Raw genomic sequence first — 17,637 nt, forward strand, 5'->3', positions numbered from 1 at the left:
TACAGAGTGCATAAACCGCAGCGGCATTTACAGAATGTATAAACCGCAGCAGACTGGCGGGAGGCATAAAGCAAAGAAATCGGGCATGCCTGCGAGACAGCTTCGCCCGGAATGATAGAAAAACAGGAGAAAATCATGGCAGTGAATTCAAATAAGATGCAGTATATCCGCATACGCGGAGCAAACGAACATAACCTGAAGAATGTAGATCTCGATATTCCGCGCAATCAGCTGGTGGTGCTGACCGGTCTGAGCGGTTCGGGAAAGTCGTCGCTTGCATTTGACACCATTTATGCGGAAGGACAGAGGCGCTATATGGAGTCTCTGTCGTCCTACGCGCGCCAGTTCCTTGGGCAGATGGAAAAGCCGGATGTGGAGAGCATCGAGGGGCTTCCGCCGGCAATCTCCATCGACCAGAAATCGACGAACCGCAATCCGCGTTCCACGGTCGGCACGGTGACGGAAATCTACGACTATTTTCGTCTGCTGTATGCCAGGATCGGTACGCCGCACTGCCCGAAATGCGGACAGGAGATCAAAAAACAGACGGTCGACCAGATGGTGGATCAGCTTATGGAATTGCCGGAGCGCACGAAGATCCAGCTTCTTGCGCCGACAGTACGCGGCAGAAAGGGCGAGCACGTCAAGCTGTTTGAAAAGGCGAAGCGCAGCGGTTACGTGCGCGTGATCGTCGATGGAAATATGTACGATCTCTCCGAGGAGATCAAGCTGGATAAAAATAAAAAACATAATATAGAAATTGTGGTCGATCGACTGATGATCAAGCCGGGGATCGAAAAACGTCTGACGGATTCCATCGAGAATGTCATGGAGCTGTCGGACGGGCTGGTGATCGTGGACGTGGACGGGCGGGAGCCGATGCGCTTCAGCCAGAGCTTTTCCTGCCCGGACTGCGGCATCAGCGTGGAGGAGATCGAGCCGCGCAGCTTTTCCTTCAACAATCCGTTCGGGGCGTGCCCGGACTGCTTTGGACTTGGCTACAAAATGGAGTTTGACGAGGATCTGATGATTCCGGACAAATCGTTAAGTATTGCGGAAGGCGCGATCACGGTGCTGGGCTGGCAGTCGTGCACGACGAAGGGCAGCTTTACCAGGGCGATCCTTGACGCGCTTGCGGAGGAATATCACTTTAGCCTGGAGACGCCGTATGAGCAGCTTCCGGCGGACATTCAGCATATGCTGATCCACGGAACCGGCGGCAAAAAGGTAAAGGTGCATTATACCGGAATGCGCGGAACCGGCGTATATGATGTGGCATTTGAGGGCCTGATCCGGAATGTGGAGCGGCGCTACCGGGAGACCGGTTCGGAAAGCTCCAAACAGGAATATGAGACATTTATGCGCATCACACCCTGTAAGAGCTGTAAGGGGCAGCGTCTGAAAAAAGAGGCGCTCGCTGTCACGATCCAGGGGAAAAATATTTATGAGGTAACTTCCATGCCGATCAATAAGCTGCAGGTATTTCTGCAGGAGCTTACGCTCACGAAGCAGCAGGAGCTGATCGGGCACCAGATATTAAAGGAAATCCGGGCGCGCGTACAGTTCCTCGTGGATGTCGGGCTTCATTATCTGACGCTCGCGCGGGCGACCGGAAGTCTTTCCGGCGGCGAGGCGCAGCGTATCCGGCTTGCTACCCAGATCGGTTCCGGGCTGGTCGGCGTGGCTTATATTTTGGATGAGCCGAGCATCGGGCTTCATCAGAGCGACAACGACAAGCTGCTGAACACGCTGAATCATCTGCGGGATCTTGGAAACACACTGATTGTGGTCGAGCATGATGAGGATACCATGCGGGCGGCGGATTTTATAGTAGATGTCGGACCGGGGGCGGGAGAGCACGGCGGCGAAATTATTGCCGCGGGTACCGTCGAGGATATCATAAATTGTAAAGATTCCATCACAGGAGATTATCTGAGCGGAAGAAAGAAGATTCCGGTACCTGCGGAGCGCAAAACACCGACCGGATTTCTGCGCATAGTTGGCGCAAGGCAGAACAATCTGAAGAATATTAACGTGGAGATCCCGCTTGGTGTCATGACATGTGTGACAGGCGTGTCCGGCTCCGGCAAAAGCTCGCTGGTCAACGAAATCCTTTACAAGAGCCTGGCAAAGAAACTGAACCGTGCGCGGACGATTGCCGGGGCTCATGACCGTATCGAGGGCATCGGGCAGCTTGATAAGGTGATCAATATTGACCAGTCGCCGATCGGCAGAACGCCGCGTTCCAATCCTGCCACCTATACCGGGGTGTTCGATCAGATCCGCGACCTGTTTGCATCGACGGCGGATGCCAAGGCGCGCGGCTACAAAAAAGGACGATTCAGCTTCAATGTGAAGGGCGGGCGCTGTGAGGCGTGCAGCGGCGACGGTATTCTGAAGATCGAGATGAATTTCCTGCCGGACGTCTATGTGCCGTGCGAGGTCTGCCAGGGCAGGCGTTACAACCGGGAAACGCTGGAGGTGAAATATAAGGGAAAGAGCATTTACGATGTATTGAATATGACGGTGGAGGAGGCGCTGAAATTTTTCGAGCATCTTCCGTCTATCCGCAGAAAGATCGAGACGCTCTACGACGTCGGACTCTCTTATATCCGGCTCGGGCAGCCATCCACGACGCTGTCAGGCGGCGAGGCACAGCGCATCAAGCTTGCTACTGAGCTTAGCAGACGCAGTACGGGAAGGACGATCTACATTCTTGACGAACCGACTACCGGACTGCACTTTGCCGATGTACACAAGCTGATCGAGATTCTGCAGCGCTTGGCGGACGGCGGCAATACTGTGGTTGTGATTGAGCACAACCTGGATGTTATCAAGACTGCTGATTATATCATCGATATGGGACCGGAGGGCGGCGACGGCGGCGGCACCGTCATCGCGCGCGGCACGCCGGAGGAGGTGGCGCAGGTCGCTGAGTCCTATACCGGGCAGTATGTGAAGAAATATTTATGATGTCAGCTATTTATATGTCAGCGATACGCGTCCGGCATTGACCGGAGCAGCGCGCAGATGCGCAGCACAGAATGATCCGCGGGCATCATCACACTGCGCGTTTCGCGCGCAGTGAAAAGGCTGTGCCTCTCGGCACAGCCTTTTCAGGAAAGAGAAAAAATTAAATATTTTGAGGGAGTACTTCGCAGCGTGTGGGGGCTGCGAAGTGTGAGTTATGAAATATATTAGCTGTTTGCTAATATGCTGATAGTATATCTAATAAATGTGTTCAAAATATGTTCTCCATCTAAAGAAAATGTGAAATTCCTAAAAAGGGCTTTAAAAAATTTTAAGGGTGTTTTATACTTACTTCAGACAGGATAAAGGGGGATAAAAGATGAACATTTCAGATATCGGAATAGATCTTGGAACGGCCAGTATTCTGGTTTATGTAAGGGGAAAAGGCGTTGTTTTAAAAGAACCGTCTGTGGTTGCTTTTGACAGAGATATGAATAAAATAAAAGCGATCGGTGAGGAAGCGCGTATGATGCTGAGCAGGAGCACCGGAAATATTGTAGCGATCCGTCCGCTGAAAAACGGCATCATCTCGGATTATGCTGTGACGGAGCAGGTGCTGAAATATTTTATCCAGAAGGCGAGCGGAAAGCTTTCTTTTAAAAAGCCGCGCATCAGCATCAATTTGCCGGGCACCGTTACTGAGGTCGAGCGCAAAGCAATTGAGGACGCCACCTATCAGGCGGGCGCGCGGGAGGTTGCGCTTGTGCCGGAGCCGATCGCGGCTGCGATCGGTGCGGAGATCGATATTTCCAGACCGTGCGGAAAAATGGTTGTGGATATCGGCGCCGGTACCTGTGATGCAGCAGTTCTCTCACTGGACGGAATCGTGGTAGATACTACGCTGAAGGTGGCAGGAGACGATTTTGACAATGCGATTGTTCACTATGCGCGCACAGCGCATAATCTGATCATCGGAGAGCGGCTTGCAGAAGACATTAAGATCCATGTGGGTACGGCAGTAGAGCGTGCGCAGCAGAAAATAATGGAAGTAAAAGGACGTGATCTGACAACCGGTCTTCCCAAGACCGTACGCGTCAGTTCGGAGGATATCCGCCTGGCACTGCAGGAGCCGCTTGCGCAGATCACAGAGGCGGTACACAGCGTGCTGGAGAAAACGCCGCCGGAGCTTGCGGCGGACATTGTGGAGCGCGGTATTGTGCTGACAGGCGGCGGCTGTCTGCTGGATGGCATGGAGGAGCTGATCGAGGAAAAGACCGGCATCAATACCGTCACAGCGGAAGATCCGATCTCGGCGGTGGCGATCGGGGTTGGACGCTATCCGGAGATCATCTCCGGACGCGCGCGCAGAGAGGATTGAGGAACGCCGGAAGGCGGCATTCAGAATGACGGACAGGACATGCCGGGGAGCGCTCCTCAGACACTGGACAGCAGGTGCGCCGGAAAAAACAGAGGAAGTGAATGGAACAAAGGAATGGAAAAGGTTTCAGGATATGTGGATCATATCATATACCGCAATGAGGACAATGGCTATACGGTGCTGGTCCTGATCTGCGAGGGAGAGGAGATAACCTGTGTCGGGACGCTGCAGTTTGCCAGCGAGGGGGAGCTGATCGAGGCGGAAGGCAGCTATACGGAGCACAGTACCTATGGCAGGCAGTTTCAGATAGCCTCTTATGAATATAAAACGCCGGAGGACGAGCTTTCCATTGAGCGTTACCTTGGCTCGGGAGCGGTGAAGGGTGTCGGGATGGCACTCGCCGCGCGGATCGTGCGCCGTTTTAAGGGCGATACCTTCCGCATCATTGAGGAGGAACCGGAGCGGCTCGCGGAGATCAAGGGCATCAGCGAGCGCAAGGCGCGGGAAATCGCACAGCAGATGGAGGAAAAGCGCGATATGCGTAAGGCGATGCTTTTTCTGCAGCAGTACGGTATTTCCACGACGCTTGCCATGAAAATCTACAATCAGTACGGGGCGTCGCTTTATCAGATCGTGCGGGAAAACCCCTATAAGCTGGCGGATGACATAAACGGCGTCGGCTTTCGGGTTGCCGATGAAATCGCATCCAGAGTGGGTATTCATACCGACTCTGATTTTCGTATAAAAAGCGGGATTTTGTATGTGCTGGCGCAGGCGATGACGGAGGGTCACGTTTATCTGCCGCAGCCGGAGCTGATGCGCCGCGCTTCGGAGCTTCTTGGCGTCTCCCTGGAGACGATGGAGCACTTTCTGCCCGACCTTGCGATCGAGCGGAAGATCATTATAAAAGAGGTACTGACCGGAAATACGGACAGAAGCGGGGAAGAGGAACGGGTTCCGGGAATCTACAGCGCTTCTAATTATTATCTGGAGCTGAATACAGCGAAGATGCTGCATGACCTGAATATTTCTGCGGAAATTTCCGAGGAAGCTGTCCAGCGGCGTCTGGCGCAGATCGAGCAGGAAACCGGAACGAGGCTGGAGGAGCTGCAAAAGGAAGCGGCGGCAGCTGCAGTGAGCCACGGGCTGCTCGTGATCACGGGTGGACCGGGTACCGGAAAAACGACGACGATCAACGCATTGATTCACTATTTTGCCTCCGAGGGACTGCAGATCCTGCTGGCAGCGCCGACCGGAAGAGCGGCAAAGCGCATGACGGAAGCGACCGGCTGCGAAGCGCAGACGATCCACCGGCTGCTGGAGGTTTCGGGCGCGATGGAAGAGTCCTCGGCTCCTATTCATTTTGAGCGGAATATGCAGAATCCGCTGGAGGCGGATGTCATCATCATCGACGAGATGTCGATGGTGGATATTTTTCTGATGCACGCGCTGCTTAGTGCAGTCACGCCGGGTACGCGGCTGATCATGGTGGGTGACGTCAATCAGCTTCCTTCGGTGGGACCAGGTTGTGTTCTGAAGGATATTATCGAATCGGAGCGCTTTCCGGTCGTGCGGCTGACGAAAATCTTCCGCCAGGCGAGCGAGAGCGATATCGTAGTGAACGCGCACAAGATCAACAGCGGAGAGCATGTTGTGCTTGACAATAAAAGCCGGGATTTTTTCTTCTTAAAGCGCGATGAGGCGAATATCATTATCCGTGTGGTACTGGCGCTTGTGCAGCAGAAGCTTCCGAAATACGTGGAGGCGAAGCCTTATGATATCCAGGTGCTCACGCCGATGCGCAAGGGGCTGCTCGGCGTGGAACGGCTGAACACGATCCTGCAGCAGTACCTCAATCCGCCCGCGCCCGATAAGCGGGAGCGGGAGCACGCCGGCGGCATTTTCCGCGAGGGCGACAAGGTGATGCAGATCAAAAACAATTACCAGGCGGAGTGGGAGGTTCGCGGAAAATACGGCATCGCGGTAGAAAAGGGTGTCGGCATTTTTAACGGCGACATGGGCATTGTCCGGGAGATCAATACATACGCGGAGCAGCTGACGGTGGAGTTCGATGAGGGACGTTTTGTGGATTACTCCTTTAAGCAGTTAGAGGAGCTGGAGCTTGCGTATGCTATCACCATCCACAAGTCGCAGGGAAGCGAGTATCCTGCGGTTGTGATCCCGCTGCTCGCCGGACCGCGGATGCTGATGAACCGCAACCTTCTGTATACGGCGGTGACAAGGGCGCGCAAATGCGTGACGCTGGTCGGCTCTGCCGATGTGTTCTATCAGATGATCGACAACCGTTTCGAACAGAAGCGCTATTCGACGCTTAAGGAGCGCATCTGCGAGTGGAACGAAATGTAGCGCCTGAACGCTATACAGATTATTTTCCTGCCGGGAGAGGATCTGTAAACAGGATGATAAATGAAAATACGGAAAACGACAGACATGTTGCTGTGCCGGATAGATGACCGGGAATTTTTCGAGACGTGGAAACGGGCTGGCAGGCGTGCCGGAGCTGCGGCACTCGATCTGCTCCTGCCGCGCCGATGCGCCATCTGCGGGACGCTGTCAGCAGGCATCTGCGGGGAGTGCAGAAAAAAGCTGCCCTATATCCGGGGAGACGTCTGCTTCTGCTGCGGGCGGCCGCTGGCGGATCCGGATGCGGAATATTGTCCGGCGTGCCGCGCCAAGAAGCATGCTTATACGCAGGGGCGTGCGCTTTATCTTTATACCGATGCGGTGAGAGAATCGCTTCATGCGGTGAAATATCATAACAAGCGGGAATATCTGGAATATTACGCCCGGGAAATGGCGGAACATCTGGCGGAAGCATGGAAAACATGGCAGCCTCAGGTGATGATCCCGATTCCCATGCATCCGTCTGCGTGCAGAAAGCGCGGCTACAATCAGGCGGAGATCCTGGCAAAGGAGCTTGGCAGAATTCTGGGGATTCCGGTGCGGTGCGACGTGCTGAAAAAGGTGCGGAAAACCGCCAGCCAGAAGGAACTGGATTACCGTGCGAGGCAAAGTAATCTGAAGGGAGCGTTTGCAGTAGCGGAGAAATATATGCACAGCAGCAGGCGGGAGGGCGGCCTGCAGGAAATCCCGCGCGGGTCGGAGCGTTGCCTTCCCTGGGAGCGAGTCCTTCTTGTGGATGACATCTACACAACAGGCAGCACGGTGCATGAGGCGGCTGTAGTGCTGAAGAATGCCGGTATAAAATGTGTATATTTTGTGACAATCTGTGCAGTCCCGGAAAATTCCTGAAAACAGGTTGCGTTAGGGTGTTTGCAAAGAAGGTTTTTCATGTTATACTAGAAACACACGCAAAAATGAGGGGCTGGTATGATATGCCGGATGAAAAACGGATTTATTTAATGACAAAGCTCGCGCTCTTTGAGGAGCAGCATAAAGAACAGCTGGAAGGCGTGCAGGGGTATTTTCGGGGAGATTATATCGGGCGCCATATGATAAAGAACGGGCTGCGTATTACGCTGGCATTCCTGCTTGGACTGGCGGGATGGGGATTATATAATGCGGAGACTTTGATCGTAGATATCACACAGATCGATGTGAAGGCGCTCGGTGCGCGGATCTTATTCCTTTATGCCGTAGTGCTGAGCGTTTTTCTGGTGCTCACCTATGCGATCCAGACGCTGCGCTATGCGCGGGCCAAACAGGATCTTTATCAGTATCGGGAGCTTCTGAAGCAGCTTGAAAAAGCGTACCGTGAGGATGATGAGGCGAAGAGCGATGCGCGCAGGAGGAGAACAGTATGAGATTTTTGCTTACCGTGCGGGAGGCGCTCGGCAGGTTTTATGGAAAATACGATACGGCGATCCGGCTGCTTTTTAAATTTGCAGCAGCCTTTCTGATTTTTCTGTCGATCCGCAATGTGCTCGGACAGACGGCGGCGATCAATCATCCGCTGATCCTGCTGATCCTGGCGGCAGGCTGTATGCTATTGCCGTCAAATACCATCATTCTGGTGGCTGCGGGACTGATTCTGGTACATTTTTACGGGATTTCCCTGGAGGCAGCGCTTGTCGGAGGAGGTATCCTGATCATTGGGCTGCTTGTTTATTTCAGCCTGGCGCCGCAGTCGGCATGGCCGCTTCTTCTGACGGGGCTTGCGCTTGGGCTGAAAATGGGCTGCGTGCCGGCAGTGCTGTTCGGGCTGCTCGGCGGATCGCTTGGCGCGGTTGGCGCAGCATTTGGGGCGCTCTCTTATTACCTGATACAGATCGTGGAAAAAAACGGGGCAAATCTGCAGTCAACTGCTGCTGAGGCGGCGGAGGCAATGGTACAGAAGGCGGCGCAGTTGATTCAGGCAGTGATCAATGAGCGAGAGATGCTGGTGATGGCGGCGGCTCTGGCGGTGGCGCTCCTGGTGGTATATCTTATCCGTATCCAGGCAATAAAATATGCATGGATGGTGGCGTCAGCGGCAGGATGTGCGGCATATCTGGCAGTGCGTGCCGTTGGGGCGGCGGTTTTTGGCGTGCCGCTGGACGCGCTGCAGATATTTGCGGAGATCCTGGTATCGCTGTTCGCCGGATGGATGGCGCAGATAATGCTGTTTCATCTGGATTACAAAAAGACACAGACCGTTCGTTTTGAGGACGATGAATATTATTACTATGTAAAAGCCGTGCCGAAAAAGAAGCTTCACAGAAAGAAGAGAAAACGCAGGGCAGAAGGGAGATAAACGGTGGATACGATCAAGGTGTGGATCAGCAATCATTTCCCATGGCTGAAGGCGCCTGCTATTACAATAGGGATCATTGATATTATAGAGATCATCATCCTTTCCTTTTTAGTATACAGCGTGCTGGTATGGATTAAGCGGAGCAGAGCATGGACGCTTCTGAAGGGAATGCTTCTGGTCGGTTTCTTTATTGCGCTGGCGTATCTGTTCAATATGGATACGCTCACATTTATCATTGAGAAAGGACTGAACATTATCTTCATGGCGGCGCTTGTCATTTTTCAGCCGGAGCTGCGCAGGGTGCTGGAACAGCTGGGGGAAAAGGAATTTTTTTCCAATATTATTCCGGCGGGCACAGTGAAGGAAGTGGTACAGCGCTGCAGTGACCGCACGGTCAATGAAATTGTGCGGGCGTCGCTGGAGATGGCGAAGGTGAAAACCGGCGCGCTGATGGTGATCGAGGAGAACGAAACGCTTGCAGAGTATGAGCGCACGGGCATTGCGATCGACGCTGTAGTGTCCAGCCAGCTTCTGATTAATATTTTTGAACATAATACGCCGCTGCACGACGGAGCAGTTATCATAAAAGGCGATAAGATCGTTTCCGCGACCTGTTATCTGCCGCTGTCGGACAGCCAGAATCTTGGTAAGGAGCTGGGAACGCGGCACCGCGCCGGCGTTGGCGTCAGCGAAGTGACGGATTCCCTCACGATTATCGTATCAGAGGAGACCGGTAAAATCTCCATCGCAAAGAAGGGTGTGCTTACCAGAAACGTGACCGAAGAGATTCTGCGTGCGCAGCTCATTACGCTGCAGAATAAATCGGTAAATTCCCGGAAGCTGATCAGCGGTGGAAAGTTTATTTTCGGGCGCAGAGAAAAGACGGAAGCGGAGAAAGGAAGCAAATAGCATGAGATATAAACTGACGCATAATCTGGGGCTGAAGCTGCTTTCGGTCCTGGCTGCCTGTCTCATCTGGCTGGTCGTCATGGACAGCAACGATCCGGAAAAGCAGCAGGTGTACCGGAATGTCCCGGTAACGATCAAAAACCAGGACACGATTACAAACGCAAATAAAACCTACACGGTGGTTGGCGGTGCAGATAAAGTGAGTGTTTATGTGACGGCACGGCGGTCGGTGCGCACAAGGCTGAGCGCTTCAAGCTTTACCGTTCGTGCGGATCTTGAGAACTATAATGAAGCAATCGGTTCGGTTCCGCTGGAGGTCACATGCTCTGATCCGTCGGTATCACAGGAGGATATGCGTATCCAGCCGGCTTCCATGAAGATTAAGATGGAGGATAAGATAGAAGAAACCTTTGGAATCGTAGCGACAACTTCGGGCAATGCGGCGAAAGGCTTTGAGGTGGGCAGCACAACGGTGCTGACAGGAGATACCATCAAAATTGCCGGACCGGAGTCTCTGATCAGCATTATCGGAAAGGTGACGGTTCCGGTGGATGTCACTTACATGTCGGAGGACAGTGTTCAGCAGCTCCCCATCCGCATTGAGGATAAAAATGGCGCGGAGCTGACAGACAGTCAGTGGAGTAACCTGGAGCTGAAAAATATGGACGGCATTGTTCTGAAGGATAATCTTGCGGAGGTGGGTGTCGAGATCTGGCGGATTTACGGGGAGATTGCACTGCAGGCGGAGCTGACCGGGGAACCGGCGTCAGGTTATGAGGTGACGGACGTTACGATTTCTCCGCGTACAGTAAATCTGACAGCGTCGGCGGCTGCGATTGAAAAGCTGGGAAACAGTCTGACGTTGCAGGATACCTTTGACATTTCCGGCGTGTCAGAAAATATAGAGTTTACGGCAGATCTGAGCAACACGCTGAGCCAGTATGAGGATGTGCGGCTGGAGGCGGATGCTTCCCCGGCTGTGACGGTAACGGTGACGATTGACGAGGTGGGGAGCAAAACGATCGAATTTCCGGTATCTGAGCTGACGCTGAACAATGCGCCTGCCGGAAAGAGACTGATCTTTTCTCCGACAGATAAGCTTGCGATCAATATCCGCTCTACGGAGGAGCATCTGGGCGAGATTGATGTGGAGGATATTAAGGCCGAGATCGATCTTTCGGGATGTCAGGCGAATGGCAGCTATACTCTGCCGGTAACGGTGGAGGTGCCGGAGGGCTGTGAGCTGGGCGCCGAGGTATCTATTGTGGTAAATGTAGAAGAGGAAGAACAGGAAGCGGAAGTAGAGCTTCAGACGGAGGAATAGCTTATGGTAAGCCAGACGTTTGTGATCAGAAATCATGCAGGACTGCATCTGAAGCCGGCGGCAATGCTGTGTACGGAGGCGATCCGATATAAATCGGCCATCACACTGTCCTTTGCAGACACGCAGGTCAATGCCAAGAGCGTGCTCAGTGTGCTCAGCGCGTGCGTGAAGTGCAACGACAGCATTACGATCTCCTGCGACGGACCGGACGAGGGCGAGGCTCTGGAGAACCTTGGCAGGCTGATCATGGATGGTTTGGGAGAATAGAAGAAGAGCTTCTACAGCTAAAGATGGGAAATAAAAAACGGGAGGAAGAGCGGATGCTCTTCCTCCTTGCTTCATATTTATTCGTATTTATTATGGATTTACCCAGATATCGGTCGGATCCTTTCCGACTGTTCCTGCTTTCATTTTCTGGACAGTGGGTTTTCCGAGCGGCATTGCTTCCTTGTCGGAAATAACTACCTTTGTGCCGATTGGACAATTATAGTAGATCCACCTTGCATCGGCAACGCAAAGCCGGATGCATCCGTGGGAGGCTGCCTGACCGAGCTTGTTGAAATCGCTTGCCGCTACGTTGTACTGGTTGCGGGACGTTCCGTTCATTGGTACCGAGTGGAAGAGGTAGTCGCTGAAGTACGTCCCCGGCGGGCAAATGTGGCTGCAATACTGTCCCATTGACGGTCCGTTCAGCGTCCACCATTTGTAGTGCGTCCGGATATAGAAGGTACCGGTCGGGGTGGCGTTGTTCAGACCAACAGAGCATGCCATAGCCTTTACCGGGGTATTGCCGTCGTAGATGGTGACTACATTATTTTTCCTGTTTACACGGATCGTCATATTTCCGCTTGGCGTGTAGGTGACATAGCCTTTTGTGCCGAAGTTGTAGGACTTGCCGTTGATAGTCTTCTTGCCGAAAACCTGCGCTCCCTTGTTTTTCGGATCGTAGTAGTAGCGCTTTGTGCCGACAACGACCCAGCCGGTCTGCTGCACGCCGGAATAGTTGAAATAATAATATTTTCCGTCGATCTTATATCTGCCGTTCGTGCAGGCGCGCCCTTTATTTTTCTGATTGAAATAGTAGCGCTGCCCCTTGTACGTTCTCCAGCCGTATACCATTTTGGCGGTCTTGATATGGAAGCAGTAGTAATAATCGCCGATCTTCTGTATGCCGGAGACGCGGTGCGCGTTTTTATCGAAATAGTAGGTGGCGCCGTCGATGGTGTATGCAGCGCCGTGATACGCTCTGCCTCTTCCATTAAAATAGTAGTAATATTTGCCAATGTGTTTCCAGGTGCGCTTGACGGCACGGCCGCTCGCGGTACTGACCTGACCTTTGGCATTTACCTTGACAGGGGTAAAATAATAGTATTTTTTGTTGTACTGCTGCAGTCCGGTCCGCAGATAACCTTTGCTGGTGCCGTAATAGGTCTGCCCCTTCCAGGTGCCGAAACCGGTGAGGAGACGACCGTCCGCCTGACTGAGATAAAGCTTCTTCGTGCTTTTCACATAGGTGAGCCGATTCTTTACCAGCCGTCCTTTGGAGTCAAACAGGAACAGACCGGTCTTACCGTCCTTTTTCAAAGAGCGTGGACCGCCCGTTACCTTTACTCCCTTGCTGTTGTAATAATAGGTGTATCCGCCGGTAGTTACCCATTTGTTTTTGGGGGTCGCAGCCGAAGCCGCCGCCGACAGGGCGAACACCATACAAAACAGCAGAAACAGGGATACAAAGAACTGTTTCTTTTTCATGTTGTATTCACTCCCTCATAAATAATTGTAACATTTGTGTTAACTAAATTTTAACATATTCAAGTGTTGTTAGCAAGCGGAAAAACAGGAACAATTCTTAAAAAAATCTTTAGATAAACTCCTGTAAAATTCTTGTGCTTGATAAAATGGGACATTTCCTGTACAATAGGAACAATAAACAGGTAAAGGAAACTATGAATATGAAGATAGAAATCGGTGTCTGCCTGCTGGCAATTCTGCTGCTGCTTTTTCTGTACTGGTGTTTCGGAAGAGTCTTATTTCTTGCCGTGAAGGGAGAGGCAAATGCGGGAATGACCCTGCTGGCGGGGGTTTTTGTTTATCACAGTCTCTTTCAGCTGGAGGCGCTGCCGCTGATCCTTTGCAAGCAGCATTTGTCGCTGCTTTCCCTGCTCTGGGGCATTACAACGGGGGCAGTGCTTGTGTGCTGGCTTCTCCTGGAACGAAAGAGGGGAAGATTTGCACACGGAGATGGCCGGCCGGGCGCGGCATATCAGAGGCGTGAATGTGCGGGCAGGAGGGGTATATATTTTCTGATATACGCCGCGATGATCCTGGCAGTTGCCGTGCAGATGTATTACATTATAACAAATGATTATCTGGGCTGGGATACGGCTGCTTATGTGGGGACGATCGGAAACAGTGTCACCACGGATACTATGTACAGATACGTTGGGGAAAACGGGAAAAAGGCGTATTTTCTGGATTTCCGATATGCGCTGTCGTCTTTTTATATGCATGCAGCGGTATGGTGCAGGCTTCTGCAGGTGCGCGTGATCTATTATGCAAAGATCGTCCAGGGCGGACTGCTGGCAGTGCTGGCTAATATGGTAATTTTTGAGATCGGGCGTTTCTTGTTTTCGGGAGAGCGCTACCGGCAGCGCCTGACCGAAAGACAGGTGCCTGCCTGTGCGGCAGGAATGGTGATCGCGGCGGTGATCTTAAACTTTTTTTATCAGAGCATTTTTACGACGTCGGAATTTTTGCTAAACCGCGCACTGGAGGCGAAGGCGTACTGCGCGAATCTTCTCCTGCCGTTCCTGTTTCTGCTCTGTCTGATGCTCTGGCGGGACAGCGGCAAAAAGGAGACGAAGCTGATGTTGTTTATCACGGCGCTTGGGAGTGTTCCCGTATCCATGAGTGCGCTGGTGACGGCGCCGGCTCTGATCACGGTAATGATGGTTCCGGTGCTGATACGCGAAAAAAAATGGCGGCAGGCGGGCTTTTATCTGTCCTGCATGATCCCGAATGCGGTTTACCTTGTGGTTTATCTGTTATATAATATGAAAATAATCAGAATAGGAATATAATATATGGACGGAGTGACAAATGTTATTGAGGTATTTCGCAGGTACAACGGTGAAACATGGTTTTTCCCGTTATTTCTTGCGGTAATCGCATGGCTGCTTGTGCGGGCGGACAAAAGAAACCGGCGCAGTGCGCTGCTGACGATCGCGGCGGCATGCCTGTTTGTCTTTAATCAGGCAGTCTTTTTGCTGGCGGGAAAGGCGATAGGAACGGAAACCTATTACCGTTTTCTGTGGATGATACCAGTGATACCAATGCTGGGCTATGCGGCCGTAGATATTATTATCATGCAGAAAAACATGATCCGCAAAATTGCGGCGGCAGCAGTTGTGATGGCGGTGATCGCGCTGGCGGGAGTCCCCTATATAGGAAGCGGCAGCTTTGTAAAACTCGGACAGGTGAGCTATATAAACAGGGAATCGGCGGATATCTGTGAGATTATCAGTGAAGATAAAGAGAAAAAGCGGCCGAAGGTAGCGTGTGATTCCGATCTGGTCCGCTCCCTGCGTCTGCAGGATCCGACCATCTGTAATGTAATTTCGCGTACGACTTATCGGTTTGACGGCGAGCTGGAGCTGAACACGAATTCGCGTATCGTACAGCATCGTATGCTGACCCTGGTGGAGGGCGGAAAGCTGAAAATCTCCACACACATCCTGCAGAGGACGCTTGCGCGGTCAAAAGCGGATTATCTCGTTATTAAAACAGAATATAATACGGATGAGCGGCTCCTGGCAGCAGGCTGCTGGATAGTCGGACGGACGGATTCTTTCACGGTTTACAGAGTGAAGTGATTGCCAGTTACTGTTCACGTTGTTCACAGTAACATTCGCAAATCCATTTAAAATTCGCTCCGCGAATGGGATTTGCTCACACCTGTATCACTTTCTTACGGACTTTGCCCACAGGACTAGCTGCGCGTCGCAGTGAATGCAAAGTCCTGACCTGAACAGTAACGATTGCCAGCTGTTTGAAGTTGTATTTTGCAGAAAAATGTTGTAGAATGTGACTTGATGTAAAAATAAGCAGACGAAAAAGGAAAATAGAGGGAGTCGATATGGGAAAAAGAGAACATTATAAGAGAATCATTATGTTTTTAGCCTCCGTATTGATACTTGCGCTGGAAACCGCGATTTTTGCGGTTGTCTGGTTTAAATGCTTCGCGAGAACGGAGACGATCGGCAGGGGGTTTGTGCGCGGCAATTATGTTATCATCGGACAGTATGCGCTGATGCTGTATCTGTTTTTCCGTATTTACGGAGGCTTTAAGGTCGGATATCTGCGTGTGTTTGAGGTTTTGTTTTCACAGATCCTGTCGATTGTGTGCGTAAACATCATCACATACCTGCAGATGGCGCTGATCGGACGCTGGAAATTTGGAACAAATGTGGTTCCGTTCTTCTATATGACCGCGATCGATCTGGTGATCGTCGTCATATGGGTGGTTGGAATGCGCTGGGTGTACGCACGGATCTATCCGCCGCGCAGGATGCTGCTGGTATACGGCAAGCGAAATCCGTGCGATCTGGTAAAGAAGATCTCCTCGCGCGAGGATAAATATAATATCTGCGAGCAGGTTCACCTGTCCCGCGGAGAAGAATATATAAAAAAGAAGATTGATGAATACCCGGCGGTGATCCTGGCGGATATGCCTTCTCATGAACGAAACGTGCTGCTCAAATATTGCTTTGAGAAGGACATTCGCTGCTACAGCATTCCGAAGCTGTCAGATATCCTGCTGAGAAATTCAGACGATATCCATCTGTTTGACACTACCCTGCTGCTGTCCCGCAACCGCAGACTGACGGCGGAGCAGCTTTTTGTAAAGCGCGCCATGGATATTGTATTTTCACTGATCGGACTGGTTCTGGCGTCACCGGTTATGCTGATCATTGCGGCGCTTATCAAGGCTTATGACGGCGGTCCGGTGTTCTATAAGCAGCCGCGGCTGACCAGAGATAAAAAGGTGTTTTATATTCTGAAATTCCGCAGCATGAAGGTGGAGTCGGAGGTATCCGGCGCCCGGCTCGCCTGCAAGGAAGACGATCGTATCACGCCGGTGGGAAGAGTCATCCGCAACATTCATTTTGATGAGCTTCCGCAGATCTTCAATATATTAAAGGGTGATATGTCGCTTGTGGGACCGCGCCCGGAGCGCCCGGAGATCGCGGAGCAGTACCGGAGGGAGATACCGGAATTTGATTATCGTCTGAAGGTGAAGGCTGGTCTTACCGGTTATGCGCAGGTCTATGGAAAATACAATACGACGCCGTATGACAAGCTGAAGCTTGACCTCACCTATATTGAGACGTACTCAGTACTGCAGGATATCAAGCTTCTGATGCTTACCTTCAAGATCCTTTTTCAGAAGGAAAACACGGAGGGGGTAGAGCCGTGGCAGGTGACGGCAGCGACGAAGGAAAATGAAAAGGAAAACGATAACGAAAAATTTTAATTACCAGCAGGACAATGGAGGCGTATTATGGACGGACCGCTTGTTTCTGTCGTGATACCGGCATACAATTGTGCCGGTACGATCCGGCAGGCAGTGGAATCGGCGCTCGCACAGGACGTTGATTTGGAAATCATAGTGATCGATGATTGCTCAAAGGACGGACTGGCGCGTGTGATGGCCGACTACGCGCAAAGTCCTGTGGTTTTTTATGTGAAGAATGAAAAAAACTGCGGGGCAGCGGGGAGCAGAAACCGCGGCGTTTCGCTTGCGCGCGGGAAATATACGGCGTTTCTGGACGCGGATGACTGGTGGGAAGCGGGCAAACTGAAAAAGCAGCTCGCCAGAATGCAGGAGAGCGGCTGCGTGCTGTGCGGGACAGCACGGGAGCTTGTGCGTCCGGACGGCACGCGGACCGGAAAGGTGATCCCGGTAAAAGAGCGCATCAGCTACCGGAATCTTCTTGGGCAAAACAGTATTAACTGCTCCTCCGTGCTGGCGCTTACGGAGGTCCTGCGCGAATTTCCGATGGAGCATGAGGAAGCGCATGAGGATTATCTGACATGGCTGCGCATCCTGCAGAAGTATCAGACGGCGTGCGCGGTAAACGAGCCGCTGCTGAAATACCGTCTCAGTAATACAGGAAAATCCGGCAGCAAGGCGAAATCGGCAAGGATGACCTTCCAGGTGTACCGCCTTCTGGGGTTCGGATTTTTAAAATCCGCAGCGTGCTTTGTCAGCTACGCGCTGCACGGGATTTTGAAATATGCGGGTTTCTGGGTAGATTCTTTGCGGCGGATGTGATAATATGA

At 52.1% G+C, this 17,637-nt stretch carries 14 protein-coding genes; 13 read left to right on the top strand and 1 reads right to left on the bottom strand.

What is annotated here, in order from left to right:
* The first annotated feature begins 135 nt into the window (after window positions 1-135).
* From uvrA to ACLU9Q_RS13920, 9 genes are all read left to right on the top strand, one after another.
* Window positions 136-2,973, top strand: coding sequence for an excinuclease ABC subunit UvrA (uvrA, locus tag ACLU9Q_RS13880; protein ID WP_302592498.1), 2,838 nt, complete (start codon window positions 136-138; stop codon window positions 2,971-2,973).
* A 376-nt stretch (window positions 2,974-3,349) separates the two neighbouring features.
* The gene (locus ACLU9Q_RS13885; protein WP_302592497.1) at window positions 3,350-4,348 is read left to right on the top strand and encodes a rod shape-determining protein; all 999 of its coding nucleotides are present in this window, start codon (window positions 3,350-3,352) and stop codon (window positions 4,346-4,348) included.
* A 114-nt stretch (window positions 4,349-4,462) separates the two neighbouring features.
* Entirely contained in the window at window positions 4,463-6,715 is a 2,253-nt protein-coding gene (locus ACLU9Q_RS13890) for an ATP-dependent RecD-like DNA helicase (protein WP_302592496.1), read from the top strand.
* 60 nt (window positions 6,716-6,775) lie between these two features.
* Window positions 6,776-7,621 carry a ComF family protein gene (locus ACLU9Q_RS13895; protein ID WP_302226091.1) on the top strand — a complete coding sequence of 282 codons (846 nt, stop codon included), beginning with the start codon at window positions 6,776-6,778 and terminating at the stop codon, window positions 7,619-7,621.
* 83 nt (window positions 7,622-7,704) lie between these two features.
* The gene (locus tag ACLU9Q_RS13900; protein WP_298515105.1) at window positions 7,705-8,133 is read left to right on the top strand and encodes a hypothetical protein; all 429 of its coding nucleotides are present in this window, start codon (window positions 7,705-7,707) and stop codon (window positions 8,131-8,133) included.
* Window positions 8,130-9,062 carry a hypothetical protein gene (locus ACLU9Q_RS13905; protein ID WP_296907820.1) on the top strand — a complete coding sequence of 311 codons (933 nt, stop codon included), beginning with the start codon at window positions 8,130-8,132 and terminating at the stop codon, window positions 9,060-9,062. Before ACLU9Q_RS13900 ends, ACLU9Q_RS13905 begins: the two co-directional genes overlap by 4 nt.
* 12 nt (window positions 9,063-9,074) lie before the next feature.
* Window positions 9,075-9,971, top strand: coding sequence for a diadenylate cyclase CdaA (gene cdaA / locus ACLU9Q_RS13910; RefSeq protein ID WP_412625512.1), 897 nt, complete (start codon window positions 9,075-9,077; stop codon window positions 9,969-9,971).
* Window position 9,972: 1 nt separating this feature from the next.
* Window positions 9,973-11,295 carry a YbbR-like domain-containing protein gene (locus ACLU9Q_RS13915; RefSeq protein WP_412625487.1) on the top strand — a complete coding sequence of 441 codons (1,323 nt, stop codon included), beginning with the start codon at window positions 9,973-9,975 and terminating at the stop codon, window positions 11,293-11,295.
* Between the two features lie 3 nt (window positions 11,296-11,298).
* Window positions 11,299-11,562 carry an HPr family phosphocarrier protein gene (locus tag ACLU9Q_RS13920; RefSeq protein ID WP_296840488.1) on the top strand — a complete coding sequence of 88 codons (264 nt, stop codon included), beginning with the start codon at window positions 11,299-11,301 and terminating at the stop codon, window positions 11,560-11,562.
* 90 nt (window positions 11,563-11,652) lie between these two features.
* Here ACLU9Q_RS13920 and ACLU9Q_RS13925 read toward each other — a convergent pair whose 3' ends face one another.
* The gene (locus ACLU9Q_RS13925) at window positions 11,653-13,047 is read right to left on the bottom strand and encodes a L,D-transpeptidase family protein (protein ID WP_296840485.1); all 1,395 of its coding nucleotides are present in this window, start codon (window positions 13,045-13,047) and stop codon (window positions 11,653-11,655) included.
* Window positions 13,048-13,247: 200 nt separating this feature from the next.
* On the opposite strand from ACLU9Q_RS13925, the gene ACLU9Q_RS13930 reads away from it, so the two are divergent.
* The 4 genes from ACLU9Q_RS13930 to ACLU9Q_RS13945 all read left to right on the top strand — a co-directional run bounded on the left by ACLU9Q_RS13930 (window position 13,248) and on the right by ACLU9Q_RS13945 (window position 17,629).
* Window positions 13,248-14,375: a DUF6077 domain-containing protein gene (locus tag ACLU9Q_RS13930; protein ID WP_302226085.1), complete on the top strand. Its 1,128-nt coding sequence runs from the start codon at window positions 13,248-13,250 to the stop codon at window positions 14,373-14,375.
* A gap of 3 nt (window positions 14,376-14,378) precedes the next feature.
* Complete coding sequence (locus ACLU9Q_RS13935; protein WP_296835436.1) at window positions 14,379-15,167, top strand: hypothetical protein; 789 nt, start codon at window positions 14,379-14,381, stop codon at window positions 15,165-15,167.
* Between the two features lie 263 nt (window positions 15,168-15,430).
* On the top strand, window positions 15,431-16,828 hold the full coding sequence (locus ACLU9Q_RS13940; RefSeq protein ID WP_412625488.1) for a sugar transferase: 1,398 nt from the start codon (window positions 15,431-15,433) through the stop codon (window positions 16,826-16,828).
* A 27-nt stretch (window positions 16,829-16,855) separates the two neighbouring features.
* Window positions 16,856-17,629 (top strand): glycosyltransferase family 2 protein, encoded by a 774-nt coding sequence (locus ACLU9Q_RS13945; protein ID WP_412625489.1) that lies wholly within the window; start codon window positions 16,856-16,858, stop codon window positions 17,627-17,629.
* The last annotated feature ends 8 nt before the right edge of the window (window positions 17,630-17,637 follow it).

It is taken from the genome of Marvinbryantia sp. (assembly GCF_047017445.1).
GTDB lineage: Bacteria > Bacillota > Clostridia > Lachnospirales > Lachnospiraceae > Marvinbryantia.